Raw genomic sequence first — 22,522 nt, 5'->3', positions numbered from 1 at the left:
TGCCTTCACCGGCGACGGGATCGGGTAGCTGCCGAAGTGTCGGACTTCGCCGGTAGCGTTGACAGGCGATGAACACTATTTCCGGGTCCACGATCGGCGCTGCAGGTATGTCGTCAGGTATGTCGCCGGGCGGTGCGCGCGGTTCGGCAGAGGCCCTCCTCGGGGGCCTCAACCCGCAGCAGCGTGAGGCCGTCCTGCACGCGGGATCGCCGCTGCTCATCGTCGCCGGTGCCGGCTCCGGCAAGACGGCGGTGCTGACCCGGCGAATCGCGTACCTGCTGGGTGAGCGCGGCGTGATGCCCGGACAGATCCTGGCGATCACCTTCACCAACAAGGCCGCCGCCGAGATGCGTGAGCGGGTGGCACAGTTGGTCGGCCCCCGGGCCAACAGCATGTGGGTCTCGACGTTCCACTCGAGCTGTGTGCGAATCCTGCGGGCACAGTCGGCGCTGCTGCCCGGCCTCAACTCGAACTTCTCGATCTACGATGCCGACGATTCCCGCCGCCTGCTGACGATGATCTCCAAGGACCTGGACATCGACACCAAGCGCTTCTCCGCGCGGTTGCTCGCCACGCACATCTCGAACCTCAAGAACGAGCTGATCGATCCGGAGGAGGCCGCGGCCACCGCAGACCGGGATCCGGCCGAGATGCCCAAGCTGGTGGCCCGCGTGTACGCGCACTACCAGCAGCGCCTGCGGGCCGCCAACGCGATGGACTTCGACGACCTGATCGGCGAGACCGTCGGGCTGCTGCAGGCGTTCCCCCAGGTCGCGGAGTACTACCGGCGCCGATTCCGGCACGTGCTGGTCGACGAGTACCAGGACACCAACCATGCGCAGTACGTGCTGGTGCGTGAACTCGTGGGCGAGGCGAGCGACGACCCCCACACCGTGCCGCCGGCCGAACTGTGCGTCGTGGGTGACGCGGACCAGTCGATCTACGCCTTCCGCGGCGCCACGATTCGCAACATCGAGGAGTTCGAGCGCGACTACCCGGACGCCCGGACCATCCTGCTCGAGCAGAACTACCGGTCCACGCAGAACATCCTGTCGGCCGCGAACTCGGTGATCTCCCGGAACACCGGCCGCCGCGAGAAGCGTCTGTGGACCGACTCCGGCGAAGGCGAGCTCATCACCGGTTACGTCGCCGACAACGAGCACGACGAGGCACAGTTCGTGGCGTCGGAGATCGATCGCCTGGTCGACGCCGGCGACGCGAAGTTCGGCGACGTCGCGGTGTTCTACCGGACCAACAACTCCTCCCGCGCGCTGGAGGAGATCTTCATCCGCCTCGGCATCCCGTACAAGGTGGTCGGCGGCACGCGGTTCTACGAGCGCAAGGAGGTGCGCGACATCGTCGCGTACCTACGGGTGCTCGCCAACGAGGACGACACGGTGAGCCTGCGGCGCGTCCTCAACACCCCGCGCCGCGGCATCGGTGACCGGGCCGAGGCGTGCGTGTCGGTGTACGCCGAGCAGAAGGGGGTCGGGTTCGCGCAGGCCCTCCGTGCCGGCGCCGAAGGTGCCGTCCCACTCCTCAACACCCGGTCCGCGAAGGCCATCGCGTCGTTCCTCGAATTGATGGACGGCCTGCGGGCATTGATGGTGAGCACCGACGCCGACGGCAACGATCTCACCGACATCGGCGAGATCATCGAGGCCGTCCTGGACCGCACGGGGTACCGCCGCGAGCTCGAGGCCAGCAGTGATCCGCAGGACGGCGCCCGTCTCGACAACCTCAACGAGTTGGTGAGCGTTGCACGGGAATTCAGCTCCGATGCCCGTAACGCCGCCGCGTTCGCGGAGGAGAATGCGGACACCGGCACCGGCCCCGACGACGTGGTCGACGACGAGGGGCTGCCCGATCCCGGTTCGCTCGCGGCGTTCCTCGAACGGGTCTCGCTGGTCGCCGACTCGGACCAGGTGCCCGACTCGGGTGAGGGCGTCGTGACGCTCATGACACTGCACACCGCGAAGGGGCTCGAGTTCCCGGTGGTCTTCGTGACCGGCTGGGAAGACGGGCAGTTCCCGCACATGCGCGCGCTCGGCGACCCGGCGGAACTCTCGGAGGAACGCCGCCTGGCATACGTCGGGATCACCCGCGCCCGGCACCGGCTGTACCTGACCCGCGCGATCGTGCGCTCGGCGTGGGGGCAGCCGGTCACCAACCCGGAATCGCGTTTCCTGCAAGAGATTCCGGCGGATCTGGTGAACTGGCGACGCGAGGATCCCGGTGTGCTCGGTGGTGGCGGAGCCATCGGCGGCGGTCGCGCGCGCGGTCAGGGGTACGGCGGATCCGGTTACAGCGGTTCCGGATTCGGCGGCGGCGGTGGTAACCGCGGTGCCGGTACGACGCCTGGCTTCGGTGCTCCCCGGGGACGCAACAACAACCTCGTGCTCGCGGTCGGTGACCGTGTCAGTCACGACAAGTACGGGCTCGGTAAGGTGCTCGAGACGAAGGGCGCCGGACCGACGGCGACCGTGACGATCGACTTCGGTTCGGCCGGTAAGGTGCGCCTGATGCTGATCGGTGGCGTGCCGATGGTCAAGCTCTGACGTAGCTGGAAGATCGACTCCGTGGCCGCGTTGCTTCTGATCAGACGCTCGGTAAGCGGGTCATCGACTGAGGAGGCCGGCTCGTTCGGCACGGTAGAGGATGTCTGCGCGATTCGCGGTCTGGAACTTCCGATAGATGCTCTTCAGTCGGTATTTCACGGTGTCCTGTGAGATGAAGAGCTCGGCCGCCGCTTCCCGGGTGGTTCGCCCGTTTCGGAGTGCCTCGAGGGTGCGTCTCTCTGCCTCCGTGAGCGGGGGAACCAGCGACACCTGCAGCACTGCGGGCAGCCCGTCGATCTCGTCGACAGCATCCACGATGCCGGTTTCTCGTGCGTGGACCGCGAGTGCGCGGAGGCGGTCGAAGGGCACGGAGCCGAGCACGGTGCCCTGCCCGTGGAGGTGCATGTGGGCCATCGCCCGCTCGAACACGACCGCCGCTTTGCCTGCCCAACCCGTGCCCCAGAGCGCTACAGCGAGAAGGATGAGCGCTTCACCGCGGTAGCGGGGCGAGACCTGCCGCCTCAGTACTCGGTCGAGCCTGGTGATGGCATCACTGGGCTGCCCGCGGGTGAGGGCTATCCGAGCAGATGTGACTTCCACGACGGGCAAGGTCGGAAGCTCTCGAAGCTGTCGCTCCGCGCCGGTGACATCGCCCTGCGCGAGCAGCATGTTCGCGGCGTAGGCCGCGAGCTCTGTCTGCAAGTACGGTGTGGGCGGGAGGTTCACGGCCCGGGCGCGTGTCAGCAGTGCAAGCGCTTCGGCGTCTCCATAGTGTGTGCGCGCCGATGCTGCCGCAGCGATGACGAGCAGTGGCCAGAACTCGCAGCGACCCCAGCCCTCTTCCTCGTCCAGCGGCTCCGCGGGCCGGTTCGTGTCCGGGGTTTCGAAGATGATGACCGCTCTCGCGAACTCGAGCTGCCACCCGATGGGCGCGGGGACGGATTCTCCGTCCGTCTCGTGGTGCCGCCCGATTCGTTCGATCTCGTGGCGTGCCGCGTGGATGTTTCCCTCGACGGCATGGAGGAAGGCCATTCCGGCGTGCGCACAGAGCCGATCCTGGGCGTCTCCCGTCTGATCGCTGAATCGGATTGCCTCCCCGAAGTTCCGTGATGCGCCAGTGAGTTCTCCGTTCAGCGTGTACGTCAACGCGATCCCCGAATGCATGAGGGATCGTGCCGTGCGCAAGGGGGAGGCCCCATCGTCGGAGGTCTCCGCGAGTTGGAGCTCCAAGGCTTCGGCGTGGTTCCGTGCGTCCACCGAATTCCCGAGGACCCGATCTGCGGTCATGTGCAGATACCGGGTGACGGCGGAGGTCTCGGTGTGGGCGTGGCCCGCCGCGTCGGCTGCGGTTCGGAAGGCCCGCACGAGGCTGCGAAGCGAGAGTGCCGAGGTACCCGCGCGGCCATAGCCGTGGAGCATCCGGGCGCCGGCGAGCAGCGGCGACCGGTCGGAGACATCGCGAGGCACTCCGGCAAGCACCGACGCGATGGTCCGAGGGGCGAGGACCAGGCGTGGGTGCGATTCCAGCAGCCGTTGGAGTTCGGTGTGGTGGCCGGCTTCGCTGAACAGCCGCGCGGCGGTGGCCGGATCCTTGCCCTCTGCCTCGCGCGCCCACGTCAGTTTCAGATCGAAGATCTCCTCGTTCCCGAGTTCGCGCTCCACAATCGCGTGAGCAGCGGTCTCGAACGCGGGATGCACGCGGTTCGATCCGTTGGCCGGGTCGCGTAGGACGAGACCCGCGTTCTCCAGCGTATGCAGAGCGGTGGCCGTCTCTTGCCTGGTCAGTCCGGACAGGCGTGCGAGTGCAGCGGTGGGCATGGGCGTGCCGCATCCGGAAATGACGCTGAAGAGCCGTCGTTCAGGATCCGCCCGATCCAACAGGAGCGTCTCGAGACTGCCGGTCAGGAACTCCTCCGCCCAGGAGGAGGCCGACGCGTCCGTGCGGTTGTCCGTGCAGGCCGCGGTGAGGGCGAGCGGCCACGACCTGACGAGTCGCCGCACCCATTCCAGCCAGCCTGGATCGGTGTCCTGGGTGCCCGCGAGCGCCGTGGTCTCCTCGCGGGTGAACGCGAGGTCTTCGGGGGCGATGGACCACGTTGCGTACCGGGCGGTGGTCAGCGGAGTATCCAGGGCGGTGAAACGGCGTCCGAGAACGAGGAGCGAAAGCAGGGGTCCGCTGTCGAGGAGCTGGGCCAGGGCTTCGTCCGCCTGGCGGGAGGAGAGGAGGTGCCAGTCGTCGACGACCAGGTGTATCTGACCGGAGATGCTGCCGACGACGTGCAGCAGCGACGGGTAGTGATCCAGATCGTGCTCGCGCTGGATGCCGGCGGCCGTGGCCAGCCGTGCGGCGGCGAGTGCCCAGAATCGGTGCAGGTCTCCTGCGGTCTCACGCGCACTCACCCAAGCGACCGGTGCGGTCTGCACGGTCGCCCACTGGTCCGCGGCCAAGGATTTCCCGGCACCCAACGGTCCGCGCAGGATGCGGATCCGCGGTTGCCGGGCCTCACCCTCGATCACACGGATCACCCGGTCACGGACCAGCACCCGTGTACTCGCCTCGCGACTCGCACGACAGGGCCGGCGTCCGGCATTCCCACTCATGCATGCACACTCTCGGTCTCGGAGTTACCTTTCACCGGCACTCGGCAGGCGCCATCACGGGTTGGCCGCGGCCGCAGACCAACCCGTGAACCTGATTCGCGAAGTGCCGGTGACGGACAGCCGAGATGCACGCGGCTCGTTCGGATGTCCGACTACTCGGCGCAGCCACTCGCCTCGAAAGCGGACTTGGCCGTGTACTGCCCTTCCGGCAAGTACTGCCCCATCACGGCCTTTTCATCGCCGGGAGTCTTGGTATCGTGCGCGGCATGACTGAAGTCCTTGGACGGCAGCATGTTCCGCATGATCAGGAGGGAATCGTCGGGATGCCCGGCGCCATCGCCAGTCGGCGAGAGCGGCAGCCATGACACCCCGCACTCCTTGGTAGCGTTCACAGGTCGGTCCTCAGGCAGCGACGCGACGATCGTGTAACGACCTGCCGCATCCGTGGCCACCTGCTCGTCGTACAGGCATGCGATCACCTTCGTCGTTGCCAGTGATTCGTTGCTGCACATCGACCAGAACCGCATGTCGACAGCGCTGTCGACATCCCGCGCGCCCGTCGTCGTCTTCGGAGTCCGCGGCAGTTCGCCACGAAGTACCAAAACGTCACCGAACCCGCGGTTGACTTCGGCCGTGACGTAGCTGTTGTCGATGTTGGAGTACTGTCCGCCCACCCGCTGGGGCGTGCCGTCACACTTGCCGAGATAGGTACACCCGAGCGTGAACTCGGCGCTGTAGTACGCCCGCCACACCGGTGTCTGGTCCGCAGGGAATGTCGCCGGCTTGCCCGGCTGGTCGCGCAAGGCCTTGTACGTATCCAGCGGAAGCGCGGCAGGCTTCAGGATCGCGTTGTCCGCGTCGACCGCCGAACACAATGCGTCGCCGCGTAGCACCCGGCCATCGGAGAAGCGCAACTCTGGCTCCGGTAGTCCTACGCCGCCGGTGAGATCACGTCCATTGTCGGGAAGGTAGATGCGGTAGAGGAGGCTGATCCGATCCTGCCCTGGCACACCGGCATACAGAGTGTTGGGTTGCGGCTCGGCCGGCGGGGCTTCGTTGAGGACAGAGACCGTGTACGACCTGGCGTCTTCCTTCAGCCGGTCGGCGCCCGGGAGGTAAGGATTCTGTGATCCCGCGTCCGGAGCGGTCGCGACGTCGTTGAGGACGGCGGTCGGCATAGCGGTGCCGGCGTTGTACGAGTTCAACGACTGGTAGCGCGCGTGCGCGTACTGCCCCCGGATGACCAGTTCGGCATCGTCCGGGATGGTGAACTGCGCAGCCCAATAGACCGCCGCGGTGTCGGGGAAGGCGTAGTTGAGCTGCGGGTCCGCGAGCTCGGGATTGACTGGCACGGACCAGAAACAGGTCGACACCGGATGCTCGGGATCGGGGCCGCTCGAACCGGGATCGACGGATCCGAATCCGGATCCGCTCGACGAGCCGAGATCGACGGATCCGAATCCGGATCCGGATCCGCTCGACGAACCGAGATCGACCGATCCGATCGCCGGCGCAGCGACTGCGGACCCGGTCCCGGGCAACGCTGTGATCGCGGTCAGCGCCGCCGCAGCCAAGAACGTTCTCAATGAAGGCATCTCGCTCCTTGTGAGGTGGTTTACAAACTGTGGTAGATCCCCGTTCAGGTCTGTCTCACACGCGCTCGGTCCTCTGACGAGGTTGCCGAAGTGCGCCAACTTCAGTGGTGTCTGCGCGGGCCAGGGCATCGATGGTGGGTCCGGGTGGGATCGCATGCCGGTGCGGCCCCACCCGGTGGGGCAGTGGCCCCGCTCCCCGCTAGAGCGCTTCGGGACGCGGCGCCGTCCAGGTGCCGTCGAGCACGGAGGGACGGGGGCGGTACAGGCGCAGCACGTAGTTCCAGCCCGGCATGATGGGCAGGGCGTTCGCGACACCGTCAAGATGCATGCCGAAGCGGATGGTGGTGCTGCCGTCGGCATCGGGGGTGGCTGTGAGGCTGTTGATGCTGTTCACACCCAGTGTGTTCTCCTCGAAGTATCCCGCCGCGTTGTACAGCGAGACCGACCAGAACGCATCCACGGGAACGTCGTTCAGGCGGAGACGGTATTCCCCGACAGGGAGACGTTCGTCGAAGTTGACGTAGGTGGCCTCGTACTCGGGGAGGCCGCCCCAGCCGGAGGCGGTACCGAGCAGGTGCATGATCGGATCGACTTCCGCCGCGGTGCCGAATGAATGGTCGTACGTGGTGATGCCACGAGCGAGTGCGAGGAGCGCATCGCGGGTCTCGGTCTGCGACTGCTCGTCGTAGTCGGGCATCGGGAACTCACCTGTTCCGCCGCCGTCGATGGTGAGGGCGTCCTGCAACCGGTTCACCTCGGTGACGTCTTCGGGGTTGTTCGGATCGACGAGGATGCGCACGATGAGTGCGGCGTAGTCGGTTCCGACCAATTCACGCGTGAGCAGGTGCTCTCCCGGATCGCGCAGGATGACCGGACCGTAATGATCCTGACTGATCACCCACACGGAGATGTAGCGCTTGCCGGTATCCGGCACCGTGATCGTGACCGCATCGCGCACGTCGATGATCGTGCTGCTGTACAGGGTGTCTCGGTTCTGGCGGATGATCGGCTGGTCGTCGAGCGGCTTGAGCTCCCGAGTGTGGTTCCACGTGCCCAGGCCGACGCCCGCGGCGAGGCGAGCGAACATGAGATCGGATTCTGCGCGATTGAAGTTCAGGACGTTGACGGGGATCACGGACATAGCGGGCTCCATTCGATGTCGGGTACGGAACGGGAGCGGGAGTCCCTGCCCCGTCGGGGGAGTATCAGCCGAGCAGTCGCGCTTTTGCGGCTTCGAACTCGGCGTCGGTCAGCAGGCCTTGTGATTTGAGATCGCCGAGTTTCTGCAACTCGGCGACGAGATCGACCGGGGCGGCGGGCGCGGGTGTGGGCATCGCGCGTACGGCCTGCTGCTGGGCCAACTCGTACTGCGCCTGCTCGTATTCGGCCTGGGCTCTCCTTTGTCGCCGGGTGGCCATACCGTCGCTGACGGCGGTCGCGGTACCGGCTACGACCGCGGTGCGCGCGGCGAGGCCCAGCAGTCCGGGGCGACCTCTTCGCGGGATGTACGGCATGTCAGACCTCCAGTTTCGGGATGATCGAGTCCATGAGGGCGTTGACGACCGGGGCGGGTATCCGCTCGTAACCCAGTAGCACCGCGCCGGACTCGGCGGTCCGGGCGGCGAGTTCGCGCTGATAGACCAGCTCGAGCGCGACCAGCAGCGCTGCAGCGCCGGCGGGGATCGCCGCCGCGAGTTCGGTGATGTCTTCATGCCCGAGCAGACCGGACGCGCCGAGCATCTCGACATTGATCTCGAAGCCGTTCGGCAACTCCTCGACCTCGATGAGGGTGAGTTCGCCGTCCTCGGACTTGGAGATGACGATCAGATCGAGCAGCTGCACCAGGCCGGTATCCGTAAGCTCGGTGAGCGCTGAGAGTGCGGCCGGGTCGAGGCCCTCCCCGGGCAGACCGAGAAGATAGAAGTCGACAGGTCCGAAACGCGCGGCACTCACCACGTCGCCGCTCACGAGAGGACCTTCAGCTTCAGTGCGGAGAACTCTTCCTCGTTGATCGCTCCTGCTTCGAGGAGTGCTGCGGCTGTGGCGATCTCCTCGCTGGGGCTCTTCCCCGCGACCTCGCGGATGTACGACTCGGCAGCGTTCTCGGCGGCGCGTGCGGCCTTGTTGCTGCGTTCCGTCATTCCTTCGCCGCGGGCGACGAGATAGACGAGTGCGGTGACGATGGGCAGGAAGAGAAGGAAGAACACCCAGACGGCCTTGAGCCAACCGTTCAGCTTATGGTCGCGGAACAGGTCGGCGATGATCGCGAACAGCGCGAAGAGATATCCGATGAAGACGGTCGCCCACAGCATCCAGCCGAGGCTTTCCCAGAAGTTCATGTGTGTTGTCCGATTCTTGTGAGGGGGCGCGGGGTTCGCGGCCGATGGATGAGGGAGCGTGGTGAAGCAGAGCTCAGAGGGAGGCGATGGCCTTGCCGAGCATGAGTGCCGACATGAATGCCATGAGTACGGTCATGACCACGTTGTTCTCGCGGACGAGCCACCGGTGCAGCGCATCAAGCGGTCCCCGGAGCTGCTCTGAAGCGACGATGAACGCTGAGACCAGCACCCATACCGTCGAGGTGGCGCACAGGACGAAGACCCCCGTCGCGATACTTGCCGGGAGGGCGGCGAGACCGGCGTCTCCGATGGTCACTCCGGCGCTCGCGGCGATGAGGAGGTTCTTCGGGTTGAGTGCCGAAAGCAGAAGGCCGAGGCCGAATGCGCGCTTCAACGTGAAGCCGTCGATGGCCGCCATCCATTTCGGGAGTGCGGGATCCATGCCGGGTTTCGGTCGGTCTCGCCATTGCCTGACCGCGAACAACAGCAACAGGGCCGCAAGCAGGAGCTGCACGATTGCGCGCGGCACGTTCGGTCCGCCCGAATCGCCGTGGGGCGTGAGCAGGCCGGCGAGCAACACGAACGCCGTCACCGCAATGGCGATCCCGAGGATCCAGCCGATCAGGAATCCGGGGCCGGTGCGGCGAGCGCTCGCGGAAAGCAGCATGAGAATGGCCGCGATGATCGTGAAAGGGCTGATCGCGATGCCGAGTGCGAGCGGCAGCGTCTCCCCGATGACAGAGCCCAACATGGTCAGTTCCTCGACCGAGCGGTCGTGTCGATGGGAGGGGTTGCGAGGTCGGCCCGGTTCGTCGGGTAGATCGGATCTCCTTCGGGCACGACCTCGAAACGGCCCAGCCGCGGAAGCGCGCCGCTGCGCACCCGGCTGAACGCGAGCAGCGTGACTCCGCCGAGGAGGTCCCGCCCCACATCCCGGCGGCTCGGCCCGGCAAGCATTCGGTTCATTCCGAAATACTCACAGGCTCCTGTAGGCCTCGAACGCGGTCTCATCCGCAGCGGATGAGATGAACGCTTGTCTCGAGTATCTTCGACACATGATCGAAGCGGTGCGTGAGGCACTCGCCTCCGGTGAGGCGGAGCAGGCTCGAAGCGTCCTACGGAAGAACTGGCTCCGTCTGATTCTCGAATCGCACACCAAGGAACTCGAGCAGCTCTGCCTTGCCCATCCTGATCCGCACGACCCGCACATCCTGCTGATACGGGCGTGCTGCCGCGACCTCAGTGGCGACCCGTACGGTGCGGAGTTTCTCCGCGGACAAGGTTTGCGGGTTGCGTCCGACGATTTCGTCGTCTGCTTCACTGACCTGTTGCTTGCTCCCGACACCTCGACCAAGGCCGTCATCGCCGATCGCGCGCGCCACGCGCTCGCCCAGTGCGAGCCGGAGGACGACTACCCGTCCGCGCTCTTCCTCCTCGGATGGACCGAGGTGCGGTTACGCCGTGATCTCCCTCGTGCCATTGCGCTACTTCGCTCCGCCATCGACGAGGCGCAGTTGCAGTCGCGCGCGGAGACGTTGCGTCTCGCCCAATCCAATTTGGCCTTTGCGCTCACCCACGCGGGAGCATTCACCGAAGCTGAACAGATTCTCGACGGGCTACCTTCCAGGGAAGTGGTGTCCGACTGGGAACGCTTCGAAGGCGGTCTTCCCCAGTCGAATCGAGGGTGCATCGCTTTCTGGCGCGGTGACTTCGAGGAGGCGATCGCTCAGTTCGACTCCGTCATCGTAGAGGGCAGCCCCGGAACCAACTTCGAGGCGCTCGCCCGTCTCTACTTGGTGATGAGCCTGATCGCTCTGAACCGGGAAGACCGGTACCACACTGCGGCGCGCCTGCTGCGAGGCGTGAGCACTGCGGACAAGCACGGCATTCCTTGGGATACGCTGCGGCGCGTCACCACGGCCTGGCTCGCCCACGCGCAGAGGCAGGACGAGCAAGCTCGCCGTATCGCCAGGCCTGCTCTTACCCGCACAGGTGCCGCGGTTGCCCATGCGCTTCTCGCGGAGCTCTATCGAGTCCTGGGGGATCGGGAACCGTCGGCTCAAGCGCTTCGCCTCGCAACGTCGGCCGGGCTGCCACGATATGCGCTGGTGAGCACACTCGTCACCTCAGCCGCGCTGAGCGCCGTATCGGGGCATGGATTCCAGGCACATGAGCAGCTGGATCGCGCGCTGGAAGCTGCACTCCCCGAACGGATTCTTGCCCCATTTCTCGCCGACGATCCGGTGATTGTCGATCTCTTGAACGCTCACGCAATACGGGGGTCGAGACATCACGGGCTCTTGTGCACGATCCTCGAACGACGGAACCAGCTGTCCGTACTGCTCGCGGGAGTCCTGACCGAACGAGAGAAGGAGATACTCACATATCTGCGTACCGCGATGACTGCAGATGAGATCGCTGAGCACCTCGGCATCGCTTACCCCACGGTGAAGACGCACATTCGCTCGATCTACCGCAAGCTGGGCGTGACCAAACGTCGTGCAGCTGTTCAAGCAGCCGACAAGAGATAGTGGTCTCATCCCGATCGACTCGTCAATGGAGTACTTCTACGGGGCACACTCGGGCGGGTAGAAACGCGGGTAGTTTTTTTCCGTCCGGCGGTGTGGTCGAGATTGTCGCTACTGGTGGCGGCCGGTTTCGACCGCGCCGGCTCTGGTGGATCGCAGGCCAGCGGAGACCTGGTCATATGCGCGGGTTCGATACCTTCTGTCGTTGGCTCCGCGAGTCCCGTGAAGGCCATCCGGCCGGTTTCGGCTTCCTCTCCGCGAGGTATCGGACCGACGATCGTCGGAGGGCAAACCCACTATTGTTCCGAGAACATTGTTCCGAGAACACCGGGTAGTCGCCGGGTGGCTCGACTGATCAAGGAGGCACGGCGTGCGTCTGCTGTTCCAGCTCTTTTCGCAATGCGTGCTCGGTGTGGTGGCGTTGATCGTGGTGCATTTCGTCTTACCCGGGGTGGATCTGAGCTTCACCGGATTCTTCGTGGCAATCGGCGTGTTCACCTTGGCCCACATGATTCTCGGCCCGTTCGTGCTCAGCGTGGCGCAACATTATGCCGCTCCGCTTGCGGGTGGTGTCGGGCTGGTCGCCACGCTGCTCGCGCTGTGGGTTGCATCCCTGTTCCCCGACGGCATTCAGATCAGCGGCGTCAAGTCCTGGATCTTCGCACCGATCATTGTCTGGGTGATCACGGCACTCGGCGGGTGGATTTTCATGGCCTTCGTCATCGACAGGTGGCTCAAACGACGCAGTGCAGAGAAGCTCGTGCGCAGTGTGAATCAGGCGTGAGTTTCCTGCACGCCCCGCCGAAACATCTTGTCCTGGAACAACCCAGTAGGAGTCACCTGTGACCGCTCACCCGCTCGACCGTCGCGTTCTCCTGAAGAGTGCCCCGAACTTCCGTGACCTCGGCGGCATCCCCGTTGCATCCGGAACCGTCCGTCCGGGCGCGCTGTACCGCTCGGCGACGCTCGCGAAGCTCGACGACGACGACCTCACCGCCTTCGAGGTCCTCGGTGTCGCGACTGTGTACGACCTCCGCACCGCTGCCGAGCGCGACGGTGCCCTCGATCGCCTTCCCGGCACGGTGCGTACGGTCTGGCTCGACGTGCTGGCCGACAATGCCCAGAACGCCGCGGCCACCGGACTTCTCATGACGGACCCGGTTGCATACGCCGGGACGATCAGCGACGGGCGCGGGATCGGGCAGATGGAGGAGGCGAACCGAAACTTCGTCAGTTTGCCCTCGGCGCTGAGCGCATATCGCGCGTTCTACCTCGACCTGATCGACGAGAAGCGCGCTGGGGCCGCCCTCTTCCACTGCACCACGGGCAAGGATCGCACCGGATGGGCCGCGACCTCCTTCTTGCTCCTCCTCGGCGCCGACGAGAGCGACGTGCGCGCCGATTACCTCGAAACGAACACCGATCTGGCGCCCATGACCGATCCGATCCTCGCCTTCGTCGAGAGCAAGGGCGTCGACCCGGAGCTGATCCGTCCTCTCCTCGGCGTCCGTGAGAGCTACATCGATGCCGCTCTCGACGAGATGCGCACGCACTTCGGCACCGTCGAGGACTACGCGCGTGACGGGCTCGGCCTCACCGCCGAGCAAATCGCAACGCTGCGCGAGCGGTTCACTCAGTCTTCGTAGAACGATCCGGTCGGCGTCGATTCGTCGCCGCACCGGCAGAGCCCGATGTTGCGGTCACGTCTTTCTCGAATCGGATCTCCCGGCCGATTTTGCCGGTGTCGTCGAGGACGGCACTCAGGATCCGTTGCGACACTCTAGAAGTCAGCCGGTGGATGCAGCACGGATCGTACGAGAATCCGGTTCGGAACCCCAGCTCCATCCTCCAGAGTCGCCTCGAGTCGAACCGGCGACGAGAGTCCGACGGGAAGCCCACTCCGAGGTGTTCGAACAGGCCGGTTGCCGGCCCAGGCTCGGCACGTCCGCTCAGCGTGGTGACGCAGGCCGCGATCGTGGGATCGAGCGTCAGGGCTGCTCGACGCCGAGGCTGATGCCGCGGGTGGCGAGCCAGGGGAGCGGATCGATCTTGTTCTCGCCGGCCAGATGCACCTCGAAGTGCAGGTGCGGACCTGTGGAGAAACCGCGGTTGCCCATCGTCGCGATCTGGTCGCCGGCCATGACCTTCTGGCCGACCGTCACGAGGGTGTCGTTGATGTGGCCGTACACGGTGATGGTGCCGTCGGGGTGCTGGATGCGCACCCACATGCCGAAGCCGGAGGCCGGCCCGGAGTCGATCACGGTGCCGTCGGCGACCGCGTAGATGGGGGTACCGATGGCATTGGCGATGTCGACGCCGGCGTGCAGCGTGCCCCAGCGGGCCCCGAACGACGACGTGTACGTGCCCTGGGCGGGCAGAGCGAACAGCGGGCGGCGGGCGGCGGCCTCGCGGGCGGCACGCTCCTCGCTGAAACGCTGCCCCTTCGCGAGGAGATTGGAGAACTGCCCCAGATCGGTGGGGTTCGCGACCGCGAGCACCTGGGGTGCCGAGCTGTCGGCGGAGGAGTTCTGGGCGACGTCGCTGAACTGAGCGGCCTGCGGGACGGCGGTGGTCGCGGCGGAACCGGAGGCGGTGAGTGCGACCTCGGAGTGGTCGGAATTCTTGGCCGGCGAGCTGACTGCTGCCTGGCCCGCGGCGACGACTGCGCCGGCGGCAACCGCGATGACTGCGGCGCGGCCCTTGAGGGCGGAGGGGGGAGTGGGGAGGCGGTGGAGACCGCCGCGTCGCGCCGGGGCGGCGACATCGCGGTCCGCGGCGGCGGATCCCGCAGGGGTGAAGGCGTCGAACGGAGTCGCGTCTTCGAGATCTTCGGGCTTGTTTTCACTGTGGAGCATGGCGTTGCAAATCTCAGAACTTTCGGCCTCGGAGTAACGAACCTCCGGGGGCGTCGGATAACTGGGCGTGACGCCGTCGTCCACTCGGTGAAGCAGCGTGACCGGAGACGGCTCCGCTGCTGGATTGCAACGCTCGAACTCGTGATCTGCCGCGGTCCGAAATGCCCGCGAGGGCTCCATGGATTCCGGGTCGGCGTGTTGTTTCGTAAATCGACTGGCCGTGAACTGAGCGCGGTGGTGCATGTGCCCTGCCGTCCTCCTGCCCGTGACCTGCCTGTGACTTAGACCCTGGCGACGGTAACGAAACGGTTGCGGCGGGGCAACCTGTAGCCCATGGCGAATCGAAAGATGTGACCGGCGTCACATCCTGAGCTGGGAGGATGCCGAACATCCCGAATGGTCTCGTTCATATATCGGGATGACACGGCGGTGTTACACACCGCGCGGTGACGAGTTCACGAGATAGCGTCACGCGGGTGGAATCCCCAACCCGATCGCGCACGGTGTCCGCAACGGCCCACTCCGATGTGGCCCGGGGCGAGCCCGCTGTCCGGTCGTCGTTCGATGCCGGCGGGAAGCTGCCGATCACAGCCGTCGCGGTCGCGGCGGTAGGTGCGATCGCTGTCGCCGCGGGCTCGATGACGGATGTTGCCCGGACCGTGGAGGGCGCCCGCATCCCCGCGGTGGGGGGCGCGACACTGATCGCCGTCGTGATCGCACTCGCCGTTCCGGCGGCGGCTGCCGCGCTCGTGTCCCGGTGGCCCGCGACGGCGGGCGCGCTGCTGGCCGGCGCCGGTGCGGTGACCGTCGGGCTCTGCGTCCTCGACATCCAGTTGTGGACCGATCCGATCGATGCCAACAGATTGGAGTTGTTCCGTCCCGCGACTGCCGCCGGTATCGCCACCGGGCCCGGCGCCGCGCTGGTCCTCGCCGGTCATCTCCTCGCCGTCGCGGCGGGTGTGCTCGGCCTGCTGACGGTGCACCGGGCGTCGCACGCCGACGGGTACGGTGCCTCGCTCGATCCCGACGCGGTCGGGCGGCCCGTCGGTTCGCGGATCGGATTCGGGCTCACCGCAGGGGTTCTCGTGGCCGCGTGTGTGCTGGCGTTCGCGTTGTCTGCGCGTCCGCTGACGTCGAGCGACCCGGTGATCCTGGTGCGTGCCGCGATCGCGTCGGACGGTGCAACCGCGATCGGTGCCGTGGTCCTCGCGGTGGCCGTCCTGATCGTCGTTGCCGCCGCGCTGGCGTCGATCGACTCCACGGTCGCGGCCGGGGCTGTCGGGGGTGCAGGCCTGGCGGCGCTCGGACTGGTCGGCAGCCGACTCGTTGCCGGTATGTCCGACGACCGGCTCGCACCCGGCCCGGGCGCCGTGTGGGGGACCGTCGGCGCCGCGCTGCTGATCGTCGCGGCGGCGTCGATTCCCGTCGCCGTGCGCCGCCGCGAGCAGCGCTCGGCCGAGTCGACCGCGCCGGAACACCGGGGCGGTGCAGTCACCCGGTCGACACCGCGGGACTCCGCTCGCCGATGGCACAACGTCGCGGGTGTGGCAGGCATCGGTGCCGGGCTGCTGGCCGGCGTCGGCGCGCTGCTGCCCGTGCTGACGGTCCCCGATTCGGCGCCGGCCCCCGAGGTACCCGCGACCCGTGTCGTGCTGGTCGCGGGCGCGCTGCTCGTGATCGCCGCCGTGTGGCTGCTGATGTCGGAGTTCGCTGCCCTCGTCCGTCCCGTGGTCAGCGTGCTGTGGGTGGCGGTTGTCGCGGCCGTCGCGACCGTCGCGCAGAGCGCCCTCGCGGCGCTCGAGATTCCCGGAGTCGGACTGGGTGCGGGAAGTTGGCTCATGGCCGCCGGAGCGTTCGCGGCGGTCGCAGCGGGGCTCTCGGCGGGATCGGCGGGAGCGGCCGAGCGTGACGACGTGGACACGTCGCAGCGCGTCGAACCGATCCGCTCGGTGTCGGTCGTCGGCGTACTCGCCGCGACCGCGGTCGTCCTCGCCTACGTGCTTCCGCTGTACCGAGGTGCCGACGGCACGGCCGCCTCTCTGGGGCGGATCCCGTGGGGGTGGGATGAGTGGGGGCAGGCGCTGTCGGCGGTGGTCGTCGTGGCTGCGGTGCTGGTCGCGGCGCATTCCCGTGCGGCCCGCGCAACCGCTCTTCTCCTGGGCGCGAGCCTGGTCATGGTCTGTCATCTCGTGGCGTGGCCGCTGTCGGCGGGCCGTCTGACCGATCCGGTCGCAGGTCCGGGTGCCGCACCTGCAATCCTTGCCGTGGTGCTCCTCGCCGGGACTGCGACCCTCGCCGGGTATCGCAACCCGCGGTGAGTCGTGCCGCGACGACTGTCGATGCGTGACATATGCCACATAGCATGTGGGCGAGCGATAGTCGATTGATTGAACTAGTTAAAGTCCGACACGGACCCGCTCCTACCCCTCGAGCGGGCGTCAACGCAGACGAGACGGTGAGCAGATGGATCTCTTCGAATACCAGGCGAAGGAACTCTTCGCCAAGCACGACGTGCCGACGTCGGCCGGCCGTGTTACCGACACTGTCGCCGGTGCCCGCGAGATCGCCGAGGAAATCGGCAAGCCCGTGATGGTCAAGGCGCAGGTCAAGGTCGGCGGCCGCGGTAAGGCCGGTGGCGTCAAGTACTCGCCCGACGCGGATGCCGCGCAGGCGAACGCGGAGGCGATCCTGGGCCTCGACATCAAGGGTCACGTCGTCAAGAAGCTGCTGGTCGCAGAGGCGAGTGACATCGCTGAGGAGTACTACATCTCCTTCCTGCTGGACCGCACCAACCGCACGTACCTGGCCATGTGCTCGGTCGAGGGTGGCGTCGAGATCGAGGTCACCGCCGAGGAGAACCCCGACGCCCTCGCGAAGATCCCCGTGGACGCCGTCAAGGGTGTCGACCTCGCATTCGCGCGCAGCATCGCCGAGGCCGGCAAGCTGCCCGCCGAGGTGCTCGACGCCGCGGCCAACACGATCCAGAAGCTGTGGGAGGTCTTCATCAAGGAAGACGCTCTCCTGGTCGAGGTCAACCCGCTCGTCCGTACGCCCGACGACCAGATCCTGGCCCTCGACGGCAAGGTCACGCTGGACGAGAACGCTGCGTTCCGTCAGCCCGGCCACGAGGCTTTCGAGGATCGTGACGCCACCGATCCCCTCGAGCTCAAGGCCAAGGAGAACGACCTCAACTACGTCAAGCTCGACGGCGAGGTCGGCATCATCGGCAACGGCGCCGGCCTGGTCATGTCGACCCTGGACGTCGTCGCCTACGCGGGCGAGAAGCACGGCAACGTCAAGCCGGCCAACTTCCTCGACATCGGTGGCGGCGCTTCCGCTGCCGTCATGGCTGCCGGCCTGGACGTCATCCTGAACGACGCGCAGGTCAAGAGCGTCTTCGTCAACGTCTTCGGTGGCATCACCGCGTGTGACGCGGTCGCCAACGGCATCGTCGGTGCGCTGCAGACCCTGGGCGACGAGGCCAACAAGCCGCTCGTCGTGCGCCTGGACGGCAACAACGTCGAAGAGGGTCGTCGCATCCTCGCCGAGGCCAACCACCCGCTGGTGACGGTCGTCGCAACCATGGACGAGGCTGCCGACAAGGCTGCCGAGCTCGCCTTCGCAGCGAAGTAAGGGACACACACAACAATGGCTATCTTCCTCACCAAGGACTCCAAGGTCATCGTCCAGGGCATCACCGGCGGCGAGGGCACCAAGCACACCGCTCTGATGCTCAAGGCCGGCACCCAGGTCGTCGGTGGCGTCAACGCCCGCAAGGCCGGCACCACGGTCTCGCACACCGACAAGGACGGCAACGCCGTCGAGCTGCCGGTCTTCGCGACCGTCGCCGAGGCGATGAAGGAGACCGGCGCGGACGTCTCCATCGCGTTCGTTCCCCCGGCCTTCTCGAAGGACGCCATCGTCGAGGCCATCGACGCGGAGATCCCGCTGCTCGTGGTCATCACCGAGGGCATCCCGGTGCAGGACTCCGCTTACGCGTGGGCCTACAACGTCGACAAGGGCAACAAGACCCGCATCATCGGCCCCAACTGCCCCGGCATCATCACCCCGGGTGAGGCGCTGGTCGGCATCACCCCGGCGAACATCGCCGGTAAGGGCCCCGTCGGCCTGGTCTCCAAGTCCGGCACCCTGACCTACCAGATGATGTTCGAGCTGCGCGAGTACGGCTTCTCGACCGCCATCGGCATCGGCGGCGACCCGGTCATCGGCACCACCCACATCGACGCCATCGAGGCGTTCGAGAAGGATCCCGAGACCAAGGTCATCGTGATGATCGGTGAGATCGGTGGCGACGCCGAGGAGCGCGCCGCCGACTACATCAAGGCCAACGTCACCAAGCCGGTCGTCGGCTACGTGGCGGGCTTCACCGCCCCCGAGGGCAAGACCATGGGCCACGCCGGCGCCATCGTCTCCGGTTCCTCGGGCACCGCGCAGGCCAAGAAGGACGCCCTCGAGGCGGCCGGCGTCAAGGTCGGCAAGACGCCGTCCGAGACCGCCGCTCTCGCGCGCGAGATCCTGAAGAACCTCTGATCGCAGTCTGATCACCCGAACGGCGCTCGCAGCCAAGGCATCTGCCTGGCCGCGGGCGCCGTTCGCGTTCGGTGGGTCGACGCCGTCAGATGTCGACCCACCGAACGCCGGCGGGTGTGAGTTCGACTGTGCCGGAAGTCAGTTCGGCGACGATCGATGCGAGCCCGGCGGGATCCCGGGTGGCGAGCGTGAAGGTGACCGCAGCACCGTAGGCGGCGTCGACGACGTTCACCCCGCGGATGCGCAGATCCGACTCCATGCGCCCGGCGGTGTCGTGGCCCACCTCGACGGACACCAACTCGAGGCGTTCGCGGCTGAGCAGCGCCGACGCGGCGACCGCGTCGTCGACGGCGGCGACCACGGCCCCCGAGTACGCGCGCACCAGCCCGCCGGCACCGAGCTTGATGCCCCCGAAGTAGCGCGTGACGACCACCGCGACGTCCACGAGGTCCCGGGCCCGCAGGACCTGGAGCATCGGAATCCCGGCGGTTCCGCCCGGTTCGCCGTCGTCGTTGGATCGCTCGATCCGGTCCGACGGTCCGTTGCCGGTGATGTAGGCCCAGCAGTGGTGCCGTGCGTCGGGATACCGGCGGCGCTGCTCGTCGACGAAGTCCTGGGCGTCGGACGGGCCGTCGATCCGCCGGAGTACCGCGATGAACCGCGAATGCTTGACCTCGGTCTCGGTCTCGACATCGGAACCGGCGGGCAGCGTGAAGGGCATGAGCCCATTTTCCCGTGCGGTGCGGTGGGGCCGTACACGCGCCGTCCCGGCCACCGGCGTCGTCGCGGTATCGCCGACGGCTTTCCCGATGATTCGCGTGGACGATCAGGGTAGCGTTCATGGGGTTTGATACGTCGACTAGGAGCAATCATGACTTACACCGACGGAGGGTCCGGCTTCGGTCAGCCCTCGCAGCCGCCGGCGGCGAACGGCACGAAGAATCTGTCGTTCTATCTCGGCATTGCGGTCCTCGCGCTGGGTGTCGTCAACTTCCTTCTCGGGTTCGCTCCCTACCTGAAGAACTCGACGAGTTCCAGGTACGGCGTCGAGTTCTCGGCGAACGCGTTCGAGAGCGACGGCACGGTCGCGCTCAGCTTCCTGCTCCTCGGCGGACTGCTGGCCGGTCTGGCGCTGCTGCCCAAGCAGTCCTACGCGGGCCCCGCTGCGGCGGCCTCGCTCGTCGGATTCCTCGTGTCGTTCGTCCTCATGCTCAACATTCCCACCGGCGGTAGCCTCGCGGGCGGCGGCATCATGATCCTGATCCTGGCGTTCATCCAGGCGGTGATCGCGACCGCGGTGTTCCTGTTCGGTGCCGGGCTCGTCAAGCAGCCGCAGGGCCGGCCGACCCGTACCCACGTCCACCCCGCCGCCTACGGTCATCCGCAGGGTTACCCGGGCCAGGCGCCTCAGCCCGGCTACGGCGTCCCGGGCGGCCAGCAGGGTTATGCCCCGGGGTACCCGCAGCAGCCGACCTACGGTCAGTCCGGCCAGGCGCAGCCGGGCTACCCGCAACAGGGATACCCGCAGCCGCCGCAGCCCACGGCCGGCTACGGACAGTTCCAGGCCGGTCAGCAGGCGTACCAGCCGCACCAGCCGACGCAGCACATTCCGCAGCAGGCGCCGCAGTCCGATGCGCCGCCGGCATCGCCCGCGACGCCGACCGGTTCCTCCGATGCACCGAGCGCGCCTACCCAGGCATTCGGGGCGCAGACTGAGAACCCGGACGACGAGAAGAAGTGATCGAGTGGGCCACGCCACGCCTCGGCGCGCCTGAACGCCGCCGCCGGGCGTGGGTGCGACCCTCGAACCGATGACTTCTCTGCTTGGTCGTGGCGAACGCCGCGACATCTCCGACCGGCCCGATCCCGACACCGATCAGGTGCGCGCGCTGCTCGGTGTCGCCTTGCGGCCCACCGGTGTCGCGATCGTCCTGATCAGTGCGGTCGTCATCGTCACGTTGGTCGCGTCGAACAGCGACCTGACCGGGGTGGCCGGTGCGATCGCCGCGTGCTGGCTGGCGCTGCACCAGGTTTCGCTCACGGTCACCGACGCCCCGCTCGGGGTCCTGCCGCTGTTGCCGACCGCAGTGATGATGTGGGCCGTCGCCCGTGGATGCGCTCGTGCGGTGACGGCGCGCGCGACGGTGCGTGACGCGGCGCCGGTGGTGGCCGCGGCGGTCGCCGGACCGCTCGTGACGACGCTGATCGCGCTCGCGGTGGTGTCCGAGGCGACGTCCGTCGTCCCGTTCGACGCTCCCAACGCGGCCGGGGCACTCGCATGGGTGGTGGGCATTCACCTCGTCGCGGCCACGGCGGGGATCGTCACGACGATCGGGCGTGCGGAATGCGCGCGTCGAGGCGTCCCCTCCTGGGTTCCGGAGGTGTCGCGCCCGGCCGCGCGGGCCGCGCTGGCCCTGTTCGCGGCGGGCTCGGCGGTCACGGTCGCCGCGCTGGTGTGGTCGTGGTCCGAGGTCGGGGCACTCCTCGGCGAGGGTTCGGATCTGGTCGGCGTACTGGGGCTCACCGTCCTGTCGGTGCTGTACCTGCCGAACGTCGCAGTCGGGGCGGTCGCTGTCCTGGCGGGCGGCACGGCCCACGTCGGCGGCACCTCGGTGAGCGTGTTCGACATCGTCCCGGGCCCGGTGCCGCCGGTCCCGGTGCTCGGCGGGGTCCCCACCGAACTCGTCGGGACCGCGTGGCCGGCGTTGCTGATCGTTCCCCTCGCGATCGGGGCGCTGCTCGGGCGGGACTGCGGCCGACTGCGCCTGCCCGTGCAGGAGACCGCGTACACCGTGGGGTGTTCCGCTGCCGGTGTCGGTGTGGTGGCTGCGCTCGTCGGTGTGCTTGCCGGCGGTGACCTGGGGGCTTACGGATTCGTCGGCGTCGAGCCGGTGGCGCTGGGACTGATCACCTTCGGGCTCCTGGTGCTACCCGGACTGGCGGTCGCGACGATGATTGCTCGGCGCAACGGTGTCGAGGCGGCCGACAGGGACGAGACCGAACATCCCGAGCAGTCCGAGCAGTCCGAGAGTGCCGGCGCGACTGCGGTGTTCGCGGACGACGGAACCGCCGCAATGGCGTTCGAGGTGAAGCGCCTCGCGCTGCCGTCGGTGCGGTACCGGTCCGAGCCGGAGGTGGACCCGGAGTCGGCGACGGAGGCCGAGTCGGAGGCCGAGTCGGAGGCCGGGACCGATGCGGCCGAGACCCCGGGAGACCCCGAGAAATCCGAGGACCCCGAGGCCCCCGAGGCCCCCGGGAACGTCGAGGACTCCGGGCACGTCGACGACCCCGGCCCGACCGTGCTCGAGGGTGAACTCGTCGACGATGCCGCCCAGACCCCGACCGTCGTGGACGGCGCCGACGTGATCGACGTGGAGGTCGAGACCGAGCCGACGTCGGACCGGTCGGCCGAGTCCGCCGAAGGCGACCTGCCGCGCGGTCCGGTCACCCCCAGCGACTAGGCTCTTACCCGGCCCGTGATGCGGCCCGACCGTC

19 protein-coding genes are annotated in these 22,522 nt (G+C 67.4%); 9 read left to right on the top strand and 10 right to left on the bottom strand.

What is annotated here, in order from left to right:
* Positions 1 to 68 precede the first annotated feature (68 nt).
* Positions 69 to 2,558, top strand: a complete 2,490-nt coding sequence (gene pcrA / locus AC1RIF_RS02035; protein WP_492599702.1) for a DNA helicase PcrA — start codon at positions 69 to 71, stop codon at positions 2,556 to 2,558.
* 60 nt (positions 2,559 to 2,618) lie between these two features.
* On the opposite strand, the gene AC1RIF_RS02030 is transcribed toward pcrA, so the two are convergent.
* From AC1RIF_RS02030 to AC1RIF_RS01995, 8 genes are all read right to left on the bottom strand, one after another.
* Positions 2,619 to 5,159: a helix-turn-helix transcriptional regulator gene (locus tag AC1RIF_RS02030; protein ID WP_492599701.1), complete on the bottom strand. Its 2,541-nt coding sequence runs from the start codon at positions 5,157 to 5,159 to the stop codon at positions 2,619 to 2,621.
* Between the two features lie 152 nt (positions 5,160 to 5,311).
* Positions 5,312 to 6,511, bottom strand: a complete 1,200-nt coding sequence (locus AC1RIF_RS02025) for a hypothetical protein (RefSeq protein WP_492599700.1) — start codon at positions 6,509 to 6,511, stop codon at positions 5,312 to 5,314.
* Positions 6,512 to 6,953: 442 nt separating this feature from the next.
* On the bottom strand, positions 6,954 to 7,895 hold the full coding sequence (locus AC1RIF_RS02020) for a DUF1214 domain-containing protein (RefSeq protein WP_492599699.1): 942 nt from the start codon (positions 7,893 to 7,895) through the stop codon (positions 6,954 to 6,956).
* Between the two features lie 64 nt (positions 7,896 to 7,959).
* Complete coding sequence (locus tag AC1RIF_RS02015) at positions 7,960 to 8,268, bottom strand: SHOCT domain-containing protein (protein ID WP_492599698.1); 309 nt, start codon at positions 8,266 to 8,268, stop codon at positions 7,960 to 7,962.
* Between the two features lies 1 nt (position 8,269).
* The gene (locus tag AC1RIF_RS02010; protein WP_492599697.1) at positions 8,270 to 8,722 is read right to left on the bottom strand and encodes a DUF6325 family protein; all 453 of its coding nucleotides are present in this window, start codon (positions 8,720 to 8,722) and stop codon (positions 8,270 to 8,272) included.
* Positions 8,719 to 9,093: a PLDc N-terminal domain-containing protein gene (locus AC1RIF_RS02005; RefSeq protein ID WP_492599696.1), complete on the bottom strand. Its 375-nt coding sequence runs from the start codon at positions 9,091 to 9,093 to the stop codon at positions 8,719 to 8,721. Before AC1RIF_RS02005 ends, AC1RIF_RS02010 begins: the two co-directional genes overlap by 4 nt.
* A 73-nt stretch (positions 9,094 to 9,166) precedes the next feature.
* Positions 9,167 to 9,844, bottom strand: coding sequence for a GAP family protein (locus AC1RIF_RS02000; protein ID WP_492599695.1), 678 nt, complete (start codon positions 9,842 to 9,844; stop codon positions 9,167 to 9,169).
* Positions 9,845 to 9,846: 2 nt separating this feature from the next.
* Positions 9,847 to 10,059 carry a hypothetical protein gene (locus AC1RIF_RS01995; protein WP_492599694.1) on the bottom strand — a complete coding sequence of 71 codons (213 nt, stop codon included), beginning with the start codon at positions 10,057 to 10,059 and terminating at the stop codon, positions 9,847 to 9,849.
* 89 nt (positions 10,060 to 10,148) lie between these two features.
* Between AC1RIF_RS01995 and AC1RIF_RS01990 the strand changes: the two genes are divergently transcribed.
* From AC1RIF_RS01990 to AC1RIF_RS01980, 3 genes are all read left to right on the top strand, one after another.
* Positions 10,149 to 11,624 (top strand): LuxR C-terminal-related transcriptional regulator, encoded by a 1,476-nt coding sequence (locus tag AC1RIF_RS01990; RefSeq protein WP_492599693.1) that lies wholly within the window; start codon positions 10,149 to 10,151, stop codon positions 11,622 to 11,624.
* A 367-nt stretch (positions 11,625 to 11,991) separates the two neighbouring features.
* Entirely contained in the window at positions 11,992 to 12,405 is a 414-nt protein-coding gene (locus AC1RIF_RS01985) for a phage holin family protein (RefSeq protein ID WP_492599692.1), read from the top strand.
* Positions 12,406 to 12,463: 58 nt separating this feature from the next.
* Complete coding sequence (locus AC1RIF_RS01980) at positions 12,464 to 13,267, top strand: tyrosine-protein phosphatase (protein ID WP_492599691.1); 804 nt, start codon at positions 12,464 to 12,466, stop codon at positions 13,265 to 13,267.
* Between the two features lie 342 nt (positions 13,268 to 13,609).
* Here the strand turns inward: AC1RIF_RS01980 and AC1RIF_RS01975 are convergent, their stop codons facing one another.
* The gene (locus AC1RIF_RS01975) at positions 13,610 to 14,719 is read right to left on the bottom strand and encodes a M23 family metallopeptidase (RefSeq protein ID WP_492599690.1); all 1,110 of its coding nucleotides are present in this window, start codon (positions 14,717 to 14,719) and stop codon (positions 13,610 to 13,612) included.
* A gap of 233 nt (positions 14,720 to 14,952) precedes the next feature.
* On the opposite strand from AC1RIF_RS01975, the gene AC1RIF_RS01970 reads away from it, so the two are divergent.
* The 3 genes from AC1RIF_RS01970 to sucD all read left to right on the top strand — a co-directional run bounded on the left by AC1RIF_RS01970 (position 14,953) and on the right by sucD (position 19,027).
* A complete protein-coding gene (locus AC1RIF_RS01970) occupies positions 14,953 to 16,794 on the top strand; it encodes a hypothetical protein (RefSeq protein WP_492599689.1) in 1,842 nt (613 codons plus the stop codon).
* A 145-nt stretch (positions 16,795 to 16,939) separates the two neighbouring features.
* Positions 16,940 to 18,109: an ADP-forming succinate--CoA ligase subunit beta gene (sucC, locus tag AC1RIF_RS01965; protein WP_114718182.1), complete on the top strand. Its 1,170-nt coding sequence runs from the start codon at positions 16,940 to 16,942 to the stop codon at positions 18,107 to 18,109.
* A 15-nt stretch (positions 18,110 to 18,124) separates the two neighbouring features.
* The gene (gene sucD, locus AC1RIF_RS01960) at positions 18,125 to 19,027 is read left to right on the top strand and encodes a succinate--CoA ligase subunit alpha (RefSeq protein WP_114718183.1); all 903 of its coding nucleotides are present in this window, start codon (positions 18,125 to 18,127) and stop codon (positions 19,025 to 19,027) included.
* Between the two features lie 85 nt (positions 19,028 to 19,112).
* Here sucD and AC1RIF_RS01955 read toward each other — a convergent pair whose 3' ends face one another.
* Positions 19,113 to 19,748 (bottom strand): IMPACT family protein, encoded by a 636-nt coding sequence (locus AC1RIF_RS01955; RefSeq protein WP_492599688.1) that lies wholly within the window; start codon positions 19,746 to 19,748, stop codon positions 19,113 to 19,115.
* 150 nt (positions 19,749 to 19,898) lie between these two features.
* Here AC1RIF_RS01955 and AC1RIF_RS01950 point away from each other — a divergent pair, with 150 nt between their 5' ends.
* On the top strand, positions 19,899 to 20,768 hold the full coding sequence (locus tag AC1RIF_RS01950; protein ID WP_492599687.1) for a DUF5336 domain-containing protein: 870 nt from the start codon (positions 19,899 to 19,901) through the stop codon (positions 20,766 to 20,768).
* A gap of 70 nt (positions 20,769 to 20,838) precedes the next feature.
* Positions 20,839 to 22,488, top strand: coding sequence for a cell division protein PerM (locus AC1RIF_RS01945; protein WP_492599686.1), 1,650 nt, complete (start codon positions 20,839 to 20,841; stop codon positions 22,486 to 22,488).
* Positions 22,489 to 22,522: the final 34 nt, after the last annotated feature.

This window comes from Prescottella sp. GW823-FHT02E09, assembly GCF_058797375.1.
This window is presented reverse-complemented; position numbering and strand designations above follow the sequence as displayed.

What these genes read in the sequence shown, in the direction of transcription:
- AC1RIF_RS01975 (WP_492599690.1), bottom strand. Translation starts at nt 14,719, where the DNA reads ATGCACCACCGCGCTCAGTTCACGGCCAGTCGATTTACGAAACAACAC.
- AC1RIF_RS02020 (WP_492599699.1), bottom strand. Translation starts at nt 7,895, where the DNA reads ATGTCCGTGATCCCCGTCAACGTCCTGAACTTCAATCGCGCAGAATCC.
- AC1RIF_RS01950 (WP_492599687.1), top strand. Translation starts at nt 19,899, where the DNA reads ATGACTTACACCGACGGAGGGTCCGGCTTCGGTCAGCCCTCGCAGCCG.
- AC1RIF_RS02005 (WP_492599696.1), bottom strand. Translation starts at nt 9,093, where the DNA reads ATGAACTTCTGGGAAAGCCTCGGCTGGATGCTGTGGGCGACCGTCTTC.
- AC1RIF_RS01945 (WP_492599686.1), top strand. Translation starts at nt 20,839, where the DNA reads ATGACTTCTCTGCTTGGTCGTGGCGAACGCCGCGACATCTCCGACCGG.
- AC1RIF_RS02015 (WP_492599698.1), bottom strand. Translation starts at nt 8,268, where the DNA reads ATGCCGTACATCCCGCGAAGAGGTCGCCCCGGACTGCTGGGCCTCGCC.
- AC1RIF_RS02030 (WP_492599701.1), bottom strand. Translation starts at nt 5,159, where the DNA reads ATGAGTGGGAATGCCGGACGCCGGCCCTGTCGTGCGAGTCGCGAGGCG.
- pcrA (WP_492599702.1), top strand. Translation starts at nt 69, where the DNA reads ATGAACACTATTTCCGGGTCCACGATCGGCGCTGCAGGTATGTCGTCA.
- AC1RIF_RS01990 (WP_492599693.1), top strand. Translation starts at nt 10,149, where the DNA reads ATGATCGAAGCGGTGCGTGAGGCACTCGCCTCCGGTGAGGCGGAGCAG.
- sucD (WP_114718183.1), top strand. Translation starts at nt 18,125, where the DNA reads ATGGCTATCTTCCTCACCAAGGACTCCAAGGTCATCGTCCAGGGCATC.
- AC1RIF_RS02000 (WP_492599695.1), bottom strand. Translation starts at nt 9,844, where the DNA reads ATGTTGGGCTCTGTCATCGGGGAGACGCTGCCGCTCGCACTCGGCATC.
- AC1RIF_RS01955 (WP_492599688.1), bottom strand. Translation starts at nt 19,748, where the DNA reads ATGCCCTTCACGCTGCCCGCCGGTTCCGATGTCGAGACCGAGACCGAG.
- sucC (WP_114718182.1), top strand. Translation starts at nt 16,940, where the DNA reads ATGGATCTCTTCGAATACCAGGCGAAGGAACTCTTCGCCAAGCACGAC.
- AC1RIF_RS01995 (WP_492599694.1), bottom strand. Translation starts at nt 10,059, where the DNA reads ATGAACCGAATGCTTGCCGGGCCGAGCCGCCGGGATGTGGGGCGGGAC.